This window comes from Martelella limonii (assembly GCF_013344475.1).
Lineage (GTDB): Bacteria > Pseudomonadota > Alphaproteobacteria > Rhizobiales > Rhizobiaceae > Martelella > Martelella limonii.
The window spans coordinates 1-603 of sequence record NZ_JABUOU010000037.1 but is presented as its reverse complement, the minus strand read 5'-3'; the positions used below and the strand labels follow the sequence as shown (position 1 = coordinate 603).

Here is a 603-nt window from a genome sequence, read left to right as displayed (position 1 = left end):
CAGCGACAAGCCCGCCAGGACTGACGCATTCTGATGTATCTTGTCGATACCAATGTCATTTCGGCACTTGCGCCTTCGAATCACAGCCGTGCGACAGCGGTGATTCAGTGGCTCGACAGGGCAAGCGGCGACCTGTTCCTGTCGGCCGTGACGGCCGCGGAGGTGCGTGCTGGCATCGCCAAGGCCGAGCGTCAAAAATCAACGGCGAAGGCTGAACGGTTGCAGGCGTGGTGGCAAAGCATCGAATATCTCTACGGGCAGAAGATCCTGCCGTTCGATCTGCGGTGCGCCCATCTTGCGGGCGAGATCATCGACGCGGCCCGTGCCCATCAGCCGGGCTTTGCCGATATCGCCATTGCTGCCACGGCGAAGGCGCACGGCCTGACGATCCTGACCCGCAATATCCGTCACTTCGGCCCGCTCGGCGTTCCAGTTCACGACCCGTTTCAGTCTTTGCCGGGTTGAATTGTTTCTTATGAGACGTGAATGCAGGGAGATCCGCGCCTAAGAGAAGAGAACAAATTCTCGATCTTGACTCGCCATCATTCGACGGGTTGACGGAAGATCTTCACAGCCTCTGCGACCAATTCTGCATTGCTGTCG

At 58.5% G+C, this 603-nt stretch carries 1 protein-coding gene; it reads left to right on the top strand.

Translation table 11 applies throughout. The features are described 5' to 3' along the window. Positions 1-33 precede the first annotated feature (33 nt). Complete coding sequence (locus HPQ62_RS20935; protein ID WP_174804526.1) at positions 34-465, top strand: type II toxin-antitoxin system VapC family toxin; 432 nt, start codon at positions 34-36, stop codon at positions 463-465. Positions 466-603 lie beyond the last annotated feature (138 nt).